We start from the raw sequence: 15763 nt of genomic DNA on the forward strand, positions 1-15763 counted from the left end.
CAGGATGACGTTTCTTCGAATCGTCATCCTGCTCTAGCTTTTTGTTGGAGCATGATCTTGTCGGAAAACCGGTACCCACGTTTCCGGATCATGCTGTAGGCGGGGGGACGCAAATGTCTATCATCACGACGATCGAGCAACTCGAGGCGATCTATGGGTTTCCCGGTGAGGCCTCGACGGTCAAGGTCGCGGACCGCGTGACCCCGTCCTATCGGGCGCTGATGGATCAATCTCCATTCGCGGCGCTCGCGACCTGCGGACCGGAGGGGCTGGATTGTTCGCCCCGCGGCGATCTGGCCGGCTTCGTGCGCTTCCATGATGAAAAGACACTGATGATGCCGGATCGCCGCGGCAACAACCGCTGCGATTCCCTGCGCAATATCGTGCGAGACCCACGGGTGGCGCTGCTGTTCCTGATCCCGGGCTCGGGCAGCACGCTGCGCGTCAACGGCCGCGCGCATGTTTCCGCCGATCCCGAGCTGCTGGCGTCGTTCAAGATGGACGGGAAGGCGCCGCGCACGGTGATCGTCATGACGGTGGAGGAGATCTATTTCCAGTGCGCCCGCGCCATCGTCCGCGCCGACCTCTGGAATCCCGACAAGCGCGTCGATCCGAAGAGCTTGCCGACACCGGGCGATATCCTGGCCGAGATGAGCGACAACACCGTGGGCGGCGAGAAATACGATCGCGAATGGCCGGAGCGCGCGCGGCAGACGATGTGGTGACGGCCAGTTCGGAAGCGCCGTTCGCTTTCCGGTTCAACAGCTACGCCTCCACTCCGGCAGGTCGATTTCTCTTCACTGATTTCCCGCAGATGCGTTGCTGCGTTGCACGGGGGCATGGGCCGCTATCTTGATCTATTTGAAGGAAGACGCCCGGCTTGACCGGCCTCACGATTGTCGTGACACTTCGGGTCACCAGTCTCCGCGGGGGCGGAGGTGGCATTTCCAATAGGGAGGTTTTGATGATCCGTTTTTCAGCTATCGTTGCAATTGCGTTCGCGCTCGCTGTTTTCGTCGGGGGATCGCTTGCGCAGGCCCAGAAGGCCTCAGACCCAAAGAGCCAGCCCGGTAGCGGCCAATGCCGGCTTTCAAACGGGCAAAAATGCTGATCTGATTTCGACCGGCCAGCGCGTAATGCTGGCTGTCCTGGGCTCGCCGGCCCTGCCGGTGAGCCCATTTTCGTACTGGGCACTACCCTTGATTCGTTGCCGCGGGGCCCTGACTTGTGGGGCTGTTGATGAAAGCATTGAACCGCAGGGAGGCCTCGGCAAATCTCTTCAGAAACTCGGCCGTGCTCGCCTCGGCTTCGGGCAAGACATTGTCCACAAGCCCGCCACCCGCAACGGACCCAAGTTCCTCAACGCTCAGTTCGCGATTTTCGCTGGTCATTGTCTCGCACCATTTTTGCGACGTTTCGCAGGCCGCGATCATGGCGGACTACAATCAACAGAGATGTGACGTAAATCACGAAACGAGGGAGGCCGCCAAACGAGGCGACCTCGAACAGACCCGTCACATTCGTCACGGTCGACTCGTGGCTAGTAGGCCGGCTTGACTCCTATGGTCACGTCGGGACCGCCTAACTTTTCGTAGAGTGCGGCGGCTATGGGATTGCCCCCGAGCCTAAGTGCGAAGGAGAAGAGGCCTCCGCCTGATACAAGGTTGAGTTCGTCGACGTTCAGTTCGCGAGTTTCATTCGTAGTGGTGACGTTCATTGCCAGCTCCTGTTTGTGATCGGGACGGAACTATTCCCGCACCCAGCCACAACCGTTGGCCCGAAGCGGCACTCAGCACAGTAATCCACATCACTCATGCCGCGCTTGATCCTGGGTGTGATGATCATCACAGCAAACGATCGGGTCTCCGCTTATCCCTGTGACCACGGTTGGCGGGAATGATCCCGCCACGAGACAAACGGGGGATACCATGACTGATTTGAACAACGGCAGCTGCGAACTGACGATCGACAATCTCGAGAAGGTTTCCGGCGGTGCCAAGGGCGACTCCGGCGCGCTCGCCGCGGCCAACAAGATCGACCTCACGGCGTTCCTGGCGCAACTGGATCGGGCCATCGCCAAAGCCAAGCAGATCTAACGCTTTGATTTTCCGAACAGGTCCGCACGACGGACGTTAGATTCCGTGGCTATGCCGTATCCTCAAAATCTGAACCGACGTCGGAAGCTCGATTAGAAAATCCTTGTCGCGCTCCAGGTGATGAATCTTTGAAGGATCTCCGCCGGTGAACCTGCTCATCGATTCCAGGTTTTCCCAATACGAGATCGTGACGAACTCGGTCTCGTTTTTTCTGTCCTCCCTGAACGTCTGGACGGCAAGGGCCTTCTCGATCAGCGGCTTGATGCCGACCTCGTAATTGTAGGCCTCGTACGCGTCCGCCACTTCTGGATTGGTCCTGCCGCGCCAAACGCGGGCGATCCGGGGTTTGGTCATGTTGCGCCTCCGGTCGGGAAAACCCGCTTCCGGATAAACCGTTCCAACGACTAAACGGCTGCTCTTGGTGCTAACGAAAATTCATGCCGATGGGGGCTCGGACCCACCTTGTTTGGGGCCAGTCATCAGGTACATGAACGAGTTGTTAGGAATTTTGCCGACGAAACAAGTTTGAAACAATCGCGAAACGAAATCGCCATGAACCCCTCGAAATCTCGGCTCGACTAACCATCGAACAGGAGATGATGACGATGATTAAAGTTGGTTCAAAGGAAGAAGTTGCCCTGCTGCTCGCATTGTTTGGCGTGCTCGATCTGCCGGTACAGGCGCCGAAGAAGCGTAAATGACACTGCTCGTCGCCCCACTGTTGTTTGTCTTGCTGGGCGTCGGAGCTGTCAAAGCCAAGAAAGCAGGCCTCTCTGGCTGGGAGGTCTTCCTCATTGTCGCAGTCGGCAGCCTGTGCATTCTCGTGGTGACGTTGGGAATCCTGATGTGGGGATTCCGCAACTTCGGTTAGTTTCGATTGATCAGCCATACACCTGCGCTGCTAAGCGTCTACAAGTTGTCGTCGGCGCATATGCGGATGTTATCGTTCCCGAGGGGCGCCTGTGGGTTGCCGGGCTATTGGCCATGTGCCCGTGCCTGCCGATCTATTCGGTCCAAATGCGCTCTCCGCACTGCTTGCATTCAAACATATGAGTGACAACTCCGCTTTCGGATTCCATGATCGTTTTGAGAAGAGTGAGTCTTCCTCCGCAGAAGCGGCAGTCATGGTTTGATTGATCCCGAGCAGTGGCAATCTTCTCAGCTCGAAATAACTCCATGACGCCCCCTTCCCACAAAGGGTAGGGTACGGAGCGCCGGTTTCGTGAGGCGTAATTGGGCAACAAGTCTTGCCCCGGGGGACAAAGTTAAAGACGAAGGTCAGTTGTCCACAGCAATCCACCGGCGCGCGCCGCCGTTGCTAAGGCGCCCTTACGCTTGTCCGCGTCGGACCTGAGCTTTTCTGGTGTTTTTGATAGTCCTTCACAGCGGGTGCTCCAGCTAGCCATGACCACATCCGCTAAATGTTGCCCTCAAACAGCGACGGCCCTGGTGCACGAAATCCACGGCCGTCTGGGAGGTTGTTTCTCGTGCTCCGGGGGCAGACACGATGGCTAGATCGTTTACGACTGCCGCGACCGTTCGAAAGCCGCGGTCAACGATCCACCAAAACGACGTTGTGAGCGCCGCAACCGCCTTAAGGGCTCGCGGCCTTCGAACATTGGGATCAACTTCGGTTAGTTAATGGTGTGGGATGCGGCCAAGCTCCATCTTGATGCAGGCGCGACCCGCTCGATATCCATTGCAATCTAAGATCGTTCGATCTTGAAGTCTTATCGATCGCGTTTCCGTATCGCAACATGAGACAGCTTTATTGATTCCTGGATCGATTCCAATTCTCTTTGGCGGATAGCAAATCGCCGGCAGAGAATATGGATGACACCAGCTTACGACCCATGGACCGCGGCACGCGGCGCTGAAATCATCGCGGAGCATTCCCACCTTGAGGGTGCGACGCTGGTGATCCTGCATGCGCTCCAGGAAGCATTCGGTTACGTGCCGGAGCCCGCGATCCCGATGGTGGCATCGGCGCTCAACCTGTCGCGCGCCGAGGTTCACGGCGTGTTTACCTTTTACCATGATTTCCGCCGCGAGCCTGCCGGCCGGCATGTTCTGAAACTCTGCCGCGCGGAAGCCTGCCAGGCCGCCGGTGGCGACGTGCTCGCCGCGCGCGCCGAGGCGAAACTCGGGATTGCGCTGGGCCATACCACCGCCGACGAGCGCGTCACGCTGGAGCCGATCTACTGCCTCGGCCTGTGCGCTACCGCGCCGTCGGCGATGCTGGATGGCCGCGTGGTTGGCCGGCTTGACGAAGCGCGCATCGATGCGCTGGTCGCGGAGGCGCAGCGATGACGCTTCGCATTTACGTTTCGCGCGATGCTGGCGCGGTCGCGGTCGGCGCCGATGACGTGGCGGAAGCGCTGGAACGCGCCGCCGCCAGCCGCGGCATGGGAATCGAAATCGTCAGGACCGGCTCGCGCGGGCTGTATTGGCTGGAGCCGATGGTCGAGGTCGCGACAGCGCAGGGCCGTGTCGCCTTTGGGCCGGTGACGGAGGCGGATGTAGCCTCCGTACTCGATGCGATGGCGGCAGACGCTCCGCATGCCCTGCGGCTCGGCATCGCCGACGAAATCCCCTGGTTGAAGCGACAGACCCGTCTGACCTTTGCGCGCTGCGGCGTGATCGATCCACGCTCGGTCGAGGATTATCGCGCCCTCGACGGCTACAAGGGGCTCGAGCGGGCACTGATGCTCGGCTCCGACGGGATCCTCGCCGACGTCACGACCTCGGGATTGCGCGGCCGTGGTGGTGCGGGCTTCCCGACCGGCATCAAATGGAAGACGGTGGCGCAGGCCAGCGCCGACCGCAAATTCATCGTCTGCAACGCCGACGAAGGCGACAGCGGTACGTTTGCCGACCTCATGATCATGGAAGGCGATCCCTTCGTGGTGATCGAGGGCATGACGATCGCAGGCGTCGCGGTCGGCGCCACCTATGGCTACATCTACATCCGCTCGGAATATCCGCACGCGGTCGAGGCGATGAATGCGGCAATAGCGGCCGCCAGGCGCACGGGTTTTCTCGGCACGCGCGTCGGTGGCTCCGACCACAGCTTCGACCTCGAAGTCCGCGTCGGCGCCGGCGCCTATGTCTGCGGCGAGGAAACCTCGCTGCTGGAAAGCCTGGAGGGACGCCGCGGCATCGTGCGCGCCAAGCCACCATTGCCGGCGCACAAGGGCCTGTTCGGCAAGCCGACCGTGATCAACAACGTGCTGTCGTTTGCGGCGATTCCCTTCATCCTGGCCGGCGGGGCCAAAGCCTATGCCGATTTCGGCATGGGCCGTTCGCGCGGTACGATGCCGATCCAACTCGCCGGCAACATCAAGCACGGCGGATTGTTCGAGGTCGCATTCGGCATCACCCTCGGCGAACTGATCGACGACGTCGGCGGAGGCACCGCGAGTGGCCGCCCGGTGCGCGCCGCGCAGGTCGGCGGACCTCTCGGCGCGTATTTTCCCCGCGAACTGTTCGACACGCCGTTCGACTACGAAGCCTTTGCGGCACGCGATGGCCTGATCGGCCACGGCGGCATCGTGGTGTTCGATGACAGTGTGGACATGTCCAAGCAGGCGCGCTTTGCAATGGAGTTCTGCGCCGTCGAATCCTGCGGCAAGTGCACGCCGTGCCGGATCGGCTCCACGCGCGGCGTCGAGACGATCGACAAGATCAGGTCGGGCGAGCGCGTGGCGGAAAACATCGCCGTGGTCGAGGATCTCTGCAACACCATGAAATTCGGTTCGCTCTGCGCGCTGGGCGGTTTCACGCCGTATCCCGTCATGAGCGCGTTGAAGCATTTCCGGGAGGATTTTGACCCGGCACCGGCCCGCTTGCAGGCCGCGGAATAGGAGAGGGCGCAATGTCATTGATCCATGAAATCGACTTTGGAACACCGCGCTCCAGATCCGAGACGATGGTCACGCTGACCATCGACGGCAACAGCGTCACTGTGCCCGAGGGCACTTCGATCATGCGCGCGGCGATGGAAGCCGGTACGCAGATTCCGAAACTCTGCGCCACCGACATGGTTGACGCCTTCGGCTCCTGCCGCCTGTGCCTGATCGAGATCGATGGCCGCGCCGGCACGCCGGCATCCTGCACCACGCCTGTCATGAATGGCCTTGTGGTCCACACCCAGACCGAGCGACTGAAGAAGCTCCGCAAGGGCGTGATGGAGCTCTATATCTCCGACCATCCGCTGGATTGCCTGACCTGCGCCGCCAACGGCGATTGCGAATTGCAGGACATGGCCGGCGCCGTCGGCCTGCGTGACGTGCGCTACGGCTATGAAGGCGAGAACCATGTGTTCGCCAAGTCGCATGGCTGCGATAACGACGCATGGATGCCGAAGGACGAGTCCAACCCGTACTTCACCTACGACCCGTCGAAGTGCATCGTCTGCTCGCGCTGCGTCCGGGCGTGTGAGGAAGTGCAGGGCACCTTCGCGCTGACGATCTCCGGCCGCGGCTTCGACAGCCGGGTGTCGCCCGGCATGAGCGAAAGTTTCCTCGGCTCCGAATGCGTGTCCTGCGGCGCCTGCGTGCAGGCTTGCCCGACCGCGACGCTCACGGAAAAATCCGTGATCGAGATCGGCCAGCCCGAGCATTCGGTCGTGACCACCTGTGCCTATTGCGGTGTCGGCTGCACCTTCAAGGCGGAAATGCGCGGCGAGGAAGTCGTGCGCATGGTGCCGTACAAGGACGGCAAGGCGAACCGCGGTCATTCCTGCGTCAAGGGCCGCTTCGCCTGGGGCTATACCACCCACAAGGAACGCATTCTCAAGCCGATGATCCGCGAAAGCATCGACGATCCCTGGCAGGAGGTGTCGTGGGATGAAGCGTTTAGCTTCGCGGCCGCCAAGTTCAAAGGCATTCAGCAGAAGTATGGCCGCGACGCCGTAGGCGGTATCACCTCATCCCGCTGCACGAATGAAGATGTGTACGTCGTACAAAAGCTGATCCGCGGCGGTTTCGGCAACAACAATGTCGATACCTGCGCCCGCGTCTGCCATTCGCCGACCGGATACGGCCTGTCGACGACATTCGGCACGTCCGCGGGGACGCAGGACTTCGATTCGGTCGAACATAGTGATGTGATCATCGTGATTGGCGCCAATCCGGCGGCCGCGCATCCCGTGTTCGCCTCGCGCATGAAGAAGCGGCTGCGTCAGGGTGCGAAGCTGATCGTGATCGATCCCAGGCGCACCGACATGGTCGAGGCTCCCCATCTCAAGGCGGTACACCATCTGCCGCTGATGCCCGGCACCAACGTCGCCGTGCTGACCGCGCTGGCGCATGTCATCGTGACCGAGGGCCTTGCTGATGAAGCTTTCGTGCGCGAGCGTTGCGACTGGAGCGAGTTCGAGGATTGGGCTGAATTCGTCGCCCAGCCGAAGAACTCCCCTGAAGCAACCGCGATCATGACCGGCGTCGATCCCAGGGAATTGCGCGCCGCGGCGCGGCTGTTCGCCAGCGGCGGCAATGGCGCGATCTATTACGGCCTCGGCGTCACCGAGCATAGCCAGGGCTCCACCACCGTGATCGCCATCGCCAATCTTGCGATGGCGACCGGCAATATCGGCCGGCCCGGCGTCGGCGTGAACCCGCTGCGCGGCCAGAATAACGTGCAGGGTTCCTGCGACATGGGTTCATTCCCGCACGAACTGCCCGGCTATCGCCATATTTCCGGTGAGGCGGTCCGCGACCAGTTCGAGGCGATGTGGAACGTCAAGCTCAATCCCGAACCGGGCCTGCGCATTCCCAATATGTTCGACGCCGCGATCGAAGGCACCTTCATGGGCCTTTACGTGCAGGGCGAGGACATCCTGCAGTCCGACCCCAACACCAAGCATGTGGTGGCGGCGCTGTCGTCGATGGAATGCGTTATCGTGCATGATCTCTTCCTCAACGAGACCGCGAACTACGCCCATGTGTTCCTGCCGGGATCGACCTTCCTCGAGAAGGACGGCACCTTCACCAATGCCGAGCGGCGCATCCAGCGCGTTCGCAAGGTGATGACGCCGCGCAACGGCCTCGCCGACTGGGAAGTCACCCTCGGCCTCGCCAAGGCGATGGGCTATGAGATGCACTATGATCACCCGTCGCAGATCATGGACGAGATCGCGGCACTGACGCCGACCTTCGCCGGCGTATCCTACGCCAGGCTCGAAGAACTCGGTTCGGTGCAATGGCCTTGCAACGAGGAGGCGCCGGAGGGCACGCCGGTCATGCATATCGACGGCTTCGTCCGCGGCAAGGGCAAGTTCGTCATCACCGAATACATCCCGACCGACGAGCGCACCGGGCCGCGTTGCCCGCTGCTGCTGACCACCGGCCGCATCCTCAGCCAGTACAATGTCGGTGCGCAGACGCGCCGCACGGACAATGTCGTCTGGCACAGCGAGGACCTGCTGGAAATTCATCCGCACGACGCCGAGCAGCGTGGCGTGCGCGACGGCGACTGGGTGCGGCTCAAGAGCCGCGCCGGCGAGACCACATTGCGGGCGGAGATCAGCGATCGGGTAGCACCGGGCGTGGTCTACACCACCTTCCATCACCCGGACACGCAGGCCAACGTCATCACGACGGACTATTCGGACTGGGCGACCAATTGCCCGGAATACAAGGTCACAGCGGTGCAGATCTCGCCGTCGAACGGTCCGTCGGACTGGCAAAAGGCCTATGACGAGCAGGCCCGTCATTCGCGTCGCATTGCGCCGGTCGTGGAAGCCGCGGAGTGACCATGCACGACCCGGTTCGCATGGTGGATCGTCTTGTCTGGCGTGACAGTGGCCAGAGCGAGGGCGCGAGGATCATTCCGGAGGAAACCGCGCTCGCGCTGACCTATAATGGCGGGACTTACGCCGTCATGATGGGGACGCCGCAGGATCTTGCGGATTTTGCTGTTGGCTTCAGCCTTAGCGAAGGGATTGTGCGATCGCCTCGGGAGATTGAATCCCTCGACATCGTTTTCCTCGACGACGGCATCGAGCTGCGAATGTGGCTGGCGCAATCGAAAGCGGACCAGCTCAGCGAACGGCGGCGGCATATTGCAGGGCCCACCGGCTGTGGATTGTGCGGCATCGATTCCATCGCGGAGGCGGTCCGTCCGACGGCCGTCGTCGCGCAAGGCCGATCATTCTCGCCACAACAGGTCATGGCGGCGATGCAGAGCCTGCCGCCCTTGCAGAAGATCAATGTCGAGACCCGCGCGGTTCATGCCGCGGCGTTCTGGACCCCCGCACGCGGCAATGTTGCGCTGCGTGAGGATGTCGGCCGTCACAACGCGCTCGACAAGCTGGTCGGCGCACTGGCGCAGGATGGGATTTCCGCGGACGAAGGCATGGTGCTGCTGACCAGCCGCGTCTCGGTCGAGATGGTGCAGAAGGCCGCGGCGATGGGCGCGCCGCTGATGGTTGCCGTCTCCGCGCCGACGGCGCTGGCGGTGCGGACGGCGGATGCCGCCGGCATCACGCTTGCCGCCATTGCCCGTAGCGACGGGTTCGAAGTCTTCACCCATCCTGGCCGGATCAGCGCCGGCGTCGCCACTGAGGAAGCCGCCCATGTCGCCTGACCGGCTGATCTACATGGCCAATCAGATTGGCAAGTTTTTCCAGAGCCAGGGCCACGACAAGGCGGTACCGGGCATTGCCGATCATATCAGGAAGTTCTGGGATCCGAGGATGCGTAGCGCGATCCTGGCCCATCTCGACACTGGAGGAACAGGACTGGATCCGGACGTGATGAAGGCGATCGAGGCGCTGAAGACCGGTTCTTGAGTAACGTCACTCCCGGATCAGCCGGACCCATCCTGCTTTGTGATGAAGGACACCACCTGTACGTGCCGGACCGGCACGGCTAAGGTGTAAAAAAAGCAGGAGGCCGGGGGGAATTCTTTGCGGGGGGAAGCAGCGCGGAAAAGCCAGGAGAAGCTGGGCGATCCCGAATTTGGACCGTGGCTGGCGCAGGCGTCGATCCTGGTGGTCGATGACGAACCAGGCATGCGCAACTTTCTGGTGCGCACGCTCGGGCCGCTGTGCAAGCGCATCGAGGAAGCCGCCGATACCGAGGAGGCATCCCGCAAGCTCGACGCCAATTATTTCGATGTCGTCATTCTCGACAACGTGATGCCGGGCCGCCACGGGGTCGACTGGCTGGCCGAGCAGCGCGCGATCGGCTTCTTCGCCGATGCGATCCTGATGACGGCCTTCGCCGATCTCGAAACGGCGATCAGCGCCTTGCAGGCCGGTGCTGTCGACTTCGTGCTGAAGCCGTTCCGCTCCAACCAGATACTGAACGCCGTCGCAAGGTGCCTGCAGCGGAACAGGCTGCAGCGCGAAAACTACGTGCTGCGCTACGAGCTCAGGTCGACTTCGGATCACATCCTGTTGCGCGACCGGCTGCTTGGCGAATCGCCGGCGATCCGGCGCGTGCGCGAGACACTCGCCCGCGTCGCGCCGTTGCCCACCTCGGTGCTGCTGACCGGCCAGTCGGGCACCGGCAAGGAAGTCGCGGCGCGCTCGCTCCATTCGCTATCGGACCGGGCCGACAAGCCATTCGTGCCGGTGAACTGCGCGGCAATTCCGCCGGACATGATGGAGAGCGAGTTTTTCGGCCATCTGGAAGGCGCCTTCACCGGCGCCAAGGGAAGCCGCGCCGGGCTGTTCACCCATGCCCAGGGCGGAACGCTGTTTCTCGACGAAGTCGGCGAATTGCCGCTGGCGATGCAGAGCAAGCTGCTCCGTGTGCTGGAGGATCGCCGCGTGCGTCCGGTCGGCTCCGAGCGCGAGGTCCCGGTCGATCTGCGGTTCATCTTCGCGACCAATGCGGAGCTGGAAAAGGAGGTGGAGAAGGGGCGTTTCCGGGCCGACCTCTTCTTCCGGATCAACGTGATGCAGATCCGTCTGCCGCCATTGAAGGACCGCGAAGACGACGTGCAAACGCTGGCGACGGTTTTCATGCGCAAGCTCTCGCAGCAACTGGGCATGCCGCAGGTCGTGATCAGCGATTCCGTGAGGGCGTCGCTTGCCAGGTACGATTGGCCAGGCAATGTGCGCGAGTTGCGCAACGTCATCGAGCGTACGTTGATACTCGGACAATTCCCCGACGATTTCGGCGGCAACGCCGTCGAAACGCCCGGCACCGACAGCCTTGCTGAAATGGAGCGGCGCCATATCCTGGCCGTGCTGAGAGAGACCGGCGGCAACAAGGATGAAGCTGCCCGCAGGCTCGGCATTTCACGCAAGACGATCGATCGCAAATTCGCCTTGTCGAATGCTTAAGCGACCCGAAAACACGCTGTCACCCGTTCGGGGACGCTCGGTCCGCTTCCGCCTCCTCGCCATCGCGCTGTTGCCGATGCTGGTGATCCTCCCGCTGCTGCTTGGCGTTGCCGTCATCAGGTGGAACGAAAAATTCAACGCGGCGCTGATCTCGAAGGTCAATGGCGATCTCACCATTGCCCATCAGTACCTGGCCCGTATCCTCGAATACACCAGCGAGCACCTGCAGGCGCTCGGTCTCTCCGCCCGTTTTCGCGACGTCGTCGCCGCGGAAAACAGTGCAGACCTCGATGCGTTGCTCGAGGACAGGCGAAAAGCGCTGGGCCTCGATTTTCTCTACCTGGCGGACGGTGATGGGAAGATCATGTCGTCGGCGCCTAAAATTGCATCGGCGTCAATCCGGAACGATTGGCCGGTTGTCGTGTCTGCCCTGAAGGGCACGCCTTCAATCGCGATCGACATATTTGCCAATAGCGAACTCGGCGACATCGCGCGCGGACTTGCGGAGCGGGCGAGGCTCGAACTCGTACCGACCCCGAACGCGGTCCCGACCGACCGGGACGCGGAAACCCGCGGCATGGTGGTCCATTCGGCCAGCCCGGTTTCTCTGAATGGTCGGCAGCAGGCGGCGCTCGTCGGCGGCCTGCTGCTGAACCAGAACCTCGTGTTCATCGATACCATCAACGACCTGGTCTATCGCGCGGCGAGCTTGCCGGCGGGAAGTCAGGGAACGGCCACGCTGTTCCTGGACGATGTGCGGATCACCACCAATGTGCGCCTGTTCGAGGACCGACGCGCGCTCGGCACGCGGGTGTCCAGTGCGGTGCGATCGACGGTGCTGGACCAGGGCAAGACCTGGCTCGACAGCGCCTTCGTCGTCAACGACTGGTACATCTCGGCCTACGAGCCGATCATCGACAGCTATGGCAAGCGGGTCGGGATGCTCTATGTCGGGTTTCTCGAAGCCCCGTTCATCAAGGCCCGATATACCACGCTCGCAATCATCCTGATCGCGTTTCTGGCCATCACGGCGGCGATCGTGCCGATTTTCCTTCGCTGGGCGCGCGCGATCTTCAAACCACTGGAGCGGATGACGGATACGATCGAAAAGGTCGAAAGCGGCGATCTCGGCGCGCGCACCGATCTTCCCGTCGTTAATGACGAGATCGGGGTGGTGGCGTCGCATCTCGACAGTCTGCTCAATCGGCTGCAGGTAAGGGATCGTCAGCTTCGGGAATGGAACGAGGAACTCAATGCACGGGTCGACGAGCGCACCCGGGAACTCCAACTGGCGAACCGGCAGCTCGAAGCCACGACCAAGCAATTGATCGTTTCCGAAAAGCTCGCCACGATCGGCGAGGTCACCGCGGGCGTCGCGCACGAGATCAACAACCCGATCGCGGTGATGCAGGGCAATCTGGACGTCATCCGTGACCTGATGGGCGACAAGGCAAGCCTCGCACGAACCGAATTCAATCTGCTCGACGAGCAGATTCACCGCATCAGCCAGATCGTGAGCAGGCTGCTGCAGTTCGCCAAGCCGGAGGAATATGCCGGTTACGTCGAGCGCCACGCCGCGGACAATGTCATCTCGGATTCGCTGCCGCTGGTCCGCCACCTCTTGAACAAGGCCAGGATCGTCGTGGTCAGGGACGACCGTTCCTCCCGGCTCGTGCTGATGAACCGGACGGAACTGCAGCAGGTCGTCGTCAATCTCATCGTCAACGCCATCCACGCCATGCCCGACGGGGGCATGCTGACGCTTCGGACATCCGACACGGATATCGATGACAGACCGGGCCTCGCCATCGAAATCATCGACACTGGCGTTGGGATGGCGCCGGAAGTGATGCAAAGGGTCTTCGACCCGTTCTTCACGACAAAGCGGCGCGAAGGCACCGGTCTTGGGCTGTCCATCAGCCAGACGCTGGTAACGCGGCAGGGCGGCAAGATCTCGGTCGAAAGCGAGCCGGGGAAGGGGACCGCATTCACGGTCTGGCTGCCGGAGTCCAACTGAAGCCCGACGGACAATTTGTCCTCTCGGTCAGGACATTATGTCCCGGTCATCCCAATCATCTCTCCTAACTATTTGAATTTGCTGGATCGCCCGATTGGCACGGCGGTTGCTCCTAAGATGAAAAGCCGGGGGCATGTGCATTGCACCTCGAGCTGCAAAATCTGGGGGGATCTGCATGTCGTTACAAAAACAATCGACTGGAAATTAGCCGGCGGGGTCGGGCGCGGTTGCTCGCGCGTGACCTTAGCTGGCGATCGCGCCGCGCAAATGCTGCGGCGCCTGGCCAGCGAGCCGTGAACCAAATCCATCGTCGTATTCAGCAGTTTTCGCTCATCGCGAATTCGCGATGAGTCTTGCCTGCGCGCTCGCGACGGCGGGCAGGCGGATCACCAAATGGCCAGGCATTGAGGACACCAATAGATGGCGACCGAAAACGTAAGACCAGATACGTTCCCGCAGCTTCTCCTTCGTCATTCAAGGGAACGCGGTGAGCGTCCTGCGCTGCGGGAAAAGAAGCGGGGCATCTGGCGTACCGTGACGTGGCGCGAACTGGCTGACGAGGCGGCGGCGCTGGCCGCGGCGCTGTCGGCGCGAGGCCTGCAGCGCGGTGCGCATGTCGCTTTCGTGGGCGACAACCGGCCGCGCCTCTACACCGCGATGTGCGCGGCGCACTGGCTCGGCGCCATCGCGGTGCCCCTTTATCAGGATGCGACGGCCGACGAGATGGTTGCTCCGGTCCAGAGCGCCGAGATCACCCACATCTTCGCCGAGAACCAGGAACAGGTCGACAAGCTGCTGGAGATTCTGCCGCGCTGCCCGACCGTTCGCAGCATCGTCTACGACAAAGACCGGGGCATGCGCCATTACGACCGGCCCGAGCTTGTCAGCTACGATGCCCTCTTGAAGCAGGGCCGGGAGCTCGCCGCTACGAAGGAGAGCGAACTGCAGGCCGAGGCCGGGCGCGGCAGCGGCCAGGACGCGGCCTTCCTGTTCTTCACCTCGGGCACGACCGGTGCCGCCAAAGGCGTCGTCCTCACCCATGGATCGCTGATGGACCGTGCCCGGGTCGCCGCGGCGACGGAAAGTCTGAAGGACACCGACGTCGCGATGGCTTACCTGCCGCCGGGCTGGATCGGCCAGACCTTCTTCAGCTACGTCCAGCCGATGGTCGTCGGCTACTGCGTTTGCTGTCCCGAATCCGCGGAGACCATGCTCGCCGACATGCGCGAGATGGGGCCGACCTACTTCCTGGCGACACCCCGGGTGCTTGAAGCCCTCCTGACGCAGGTAACCATGCGCATGGAGGACGCGGGCGGGTTTAATCGACGCCTGTACCAGGCCGGCATGGCCGTGGCGCATCGCGTCGGCGCGCAGACCTCGACGGGCCAGACGATCTCTCTGGGCGACCGTCTCACCACCACCCTATGCAATTTGATGATCTACGGTCCGCTGCGCGACGTCCTGGGGATGAGCAAAGTGCGCGTGGCCTTCACGGCTGGCGACGCAATCGCTCCCGCGCTGGTGGCCTTCTTCCGCGCGCTCGGCATCAATTTGAAGCAGCTCTATGGCTCGACCGAGACCGGATTCTTCGTGGCGATGCAACGCGACGGACAGGTCAAGCCGGACACGGTGGGGCCGGCGGCCGACGGCGTCGAACTGAAATTCACGGCGCAGCGTGAAATCCTGGTGCGCTCACCCGGGATGTTCATGGAATATCACCGCGACCCCGAAACCACCACGCAGGCCAGGAATCCCGAGGGCTGGTTCCACACCGGCGACGCCGGTTATCTCGGCGATGACGGGCATCTGCGGATCATCGACCGCATGAAATATATCGGCGCCTTGAACGACGGCACCGCCTATGCCCCCAAGCCGATCGAAAACAGGCTCAAGTTCAGTCCCTACGTCAAGGAAGCGGTCACCTTCGGCGATCGGCGCGACATGGTCTGCGCGCTGATCGACATCGACATGGCCGCCGTCGGCAGATGGGCCGACAAGCGGAGCATCTCCTACACCGGCCACGCCGACCTTGCGTCGCAGGACGAGGTGTACACGCTGATCGCCGACAGCATCGCCAGGGTCAATGCCGATCTGGTGCAGGAGCCCGCGCTGGCGAATTCGCAGGTCCACCGCTTTCTGATCCTGCACGGCGAGCTCAGCGCCGATGACGGCGTGCTGACGCGCACCGGCAAACTGCGCCGCGGCGTGATCGCCGAACGCCACCGCACGCTGGTGGACGCAATGTACGGAGGCGGCAGTCACGTACGCATCGATGTCGAGGGCGGTCAGGCCGACATCAAGATCCGCGACGCGAAGGTCGTTGCCTCAGGGAAAATCAGGAGCGCAGCTTGAACA

14 protein-coding genes are annotated in these 15763 nt (G+C 62.2%); 11 read left to right on the forward strand and 3 right to left on the reverse strand.

The features are described from left to right. Window positions 1-113: 113 nt before the first annotated feature. Window positions 114-725, forward strand: a complete 612-nt coding sequence (locus tag JQ629_RS00555; protein WP_212410406.1) for a pyridoxamine 5'-phosphate oxidase family protein — start codon at window positions 114-116, stop codon at window positions 723-725. A 468-nt stretch (window positions 726-1193) separates the two neighbouring features. Here the strand turns inward: JQ629_RS00555 and JQ629_RS00560 are convergent, their stop codons facing one another. Then, complete coding sequence (locus JQ629_RS00560; protein WP_212410407.1) at window positions 1194-1391, reverse strand: hypothetical protein; 198 nt, start codon at window positions 1389-1391, stop codon at window positions 1194-1196. A 149-nt stretch (window positions 1392-1540) separates the two neighbouring features. Next, the gene (locus JQ629_RS00565) at window positions 1541-1717 is read right to left on the reverse strand and encodes a hypothetical protein (protein WP_212410409.1); all 177 of its coding nucleotides are present in this window, start codon (window positions 1715-1717) and stop codon (window positions 1541-1543) included. Between the two features lie 211 nt (window positions 1718-1928). On the opposite strand from JQ629_RS00565, the gene JQ629_RS00570 reads away from it, so the two are divergent. Further along, complete coding sequence (locus JQ629_RS00570) at window positions 1929-2096, forward strand: hypothetical protein (protein ID WP_212410410.1); 168 nt, start codon at window positions 1929-1931, stop codon at window positions 2094-2096. Window positions 2097-2132: 36 nt separating this feature from the next. Here JQ629_RS00570 and JQ629_RS00575 read toward each other — a convergent pair whose 3' ends face one another. Then, window positions 2133-2450, reverse strand: a complete 318-nt coding sequence (locus JQ629_RS00575) for a hypothetical protein (protein WP_212410411.1) — start codon at window positions 2448-2450, stop codon at window positions 2133-2135. A 343-nt stretch (window positions 2451-2793) separates the two neighbouring features. Between JQ629_RS00575 and JQ629_RS00580 the strand changes: the two genes are divergently transcribed. The 9 genes from JQ629_RS00580 to JQ629_RS00620 all read left to right on the forward strand — a co-directional run bounded on the left by JQ629_RS00580 (window position 2794) and on the right by JQ629_RS00620 (window position 15760). Further along, window positions 2794-2967, forward strand: coding sequence for a hypothetical protein (locus JQ629_RS00580; protein ID WP_212410412.1), 174 nt, complete (start codon window positions 2794-2796; stop codon window positions 2965-2967). A gap of 962 nt (window positions 2968-3929) precedes the next feature. Next, on the forward strand, window positions 3930-4406 hold the full coding sequence (locus JQ629_RS00585; protein WP_192736053.1) for a formate dehydrogenase subunit gamma: 477 nt from the start codon (window positions 3930-3932) through the stop codon (window positions 4404-4406). Continuing rightward, window positions 4403-5959, forward strand: a complete 1557-nt coding sequence (locus tag JQ629_RS00590) for a formate dehydrogenase beta subunit (RefSeq protein WP_212410413.1) — start codon at window positions 4403-4405, stop codon at window positions 5957-5959. The genes JQ629_RS00585 and JQ629_RS00590 overlap by 4 nt, the downstream gene beginning before the upstream one ends. An 11-nt stretch (window positions 5960-5970) precedes the next feature. Beyond that, complete coding sequence (gene fdhF, locus JQ629_RS00595) at window positions 5971-8850, forward strand: formate dehydrogenase subunit alpha (RefSeq protein WP_212410414.1); 2880 nt, start codon at window positions 5971-5973, stop codon at window positions 8848-8850. 2 nt (window positions 8851-8852) lie between these two features. After that, window positions 8853-9683 carry a formate dehydrogenase accessory sulfurtransferase FdhD gene (gene fdhD, locus JQ629_RS00600; RefSeq protein WP_212410632.1) on the forward strand — a complete coding sequence of 277 codons (831 nt, stop codon included), beginning with the start codon at window positions 8853-8855 and terminating at the stop codon, window positions 9681-9683. Continuing rightward, on the forward strand, window positions 9673-9888 hold the full coding sequence (locus JQ629_RS00605; RefSeq protein ID WP_212410415.1) for a formate dehydrogenase subunit delta: 216 nt from the start codon (window positions 9673-9675) through the stop codon (window positions 9886-9888). The genes fdhD and JQ629_RS00605 overlap by 11 nt, the downstream gene beginning before the upstream one ends. Before the next feature lie 117 nt (window positions 9889-10005). After that, on the forward strand, window positions 10006-11391 hold the full coding sequence (locus JQ629_RS00610; RefSeq protein ID WP_212410416.1) for a sigma-54-dependent transcriptional regulator: 1386 nt from the start codon (window positions 10006-10008) through the stop codon (window positions 11389-11391). Next, window positions 11384-13408 (forward strand): sensor histidine kinase, encoded by a 2025-nt coding sequence (locus JQ629_RS00615; RefSeq protein WP_212410418.1) that lies wholly within the window; start codon window positions 11384-11386, stop codon window positions 13406-13408. Before JQ629_RS00610 ends, JQ629_RS00615 begins: the two co-directional genes overlap by 8 nt. 420 nt (window positions 13409-13828) lie before the next feature. After that, window positions 13829-15760: an AMP-dependent synthetase/ligase gene (locus JQ629_RS00620; protein ID WP_212410419.1), complete on the forward strand. Its 1932-nt coding sequence runs from the start codon at window positions 13829-13831 to the stop codon at window positions 15758-15760. The last annotated feature ends 3 nt before the right edge of the window (window positions 15761-15763 follow it).

It is taken from the genome of Bradyrhizobium sp. AUGA SZCCT0222 (assembly GCF_018130205.1).
GTDB lineage: Bacteria > Pseudomonadota > Alphaproteobacteria > Rhizobiales > Xanthobacteraceae > Bradyrhizobium.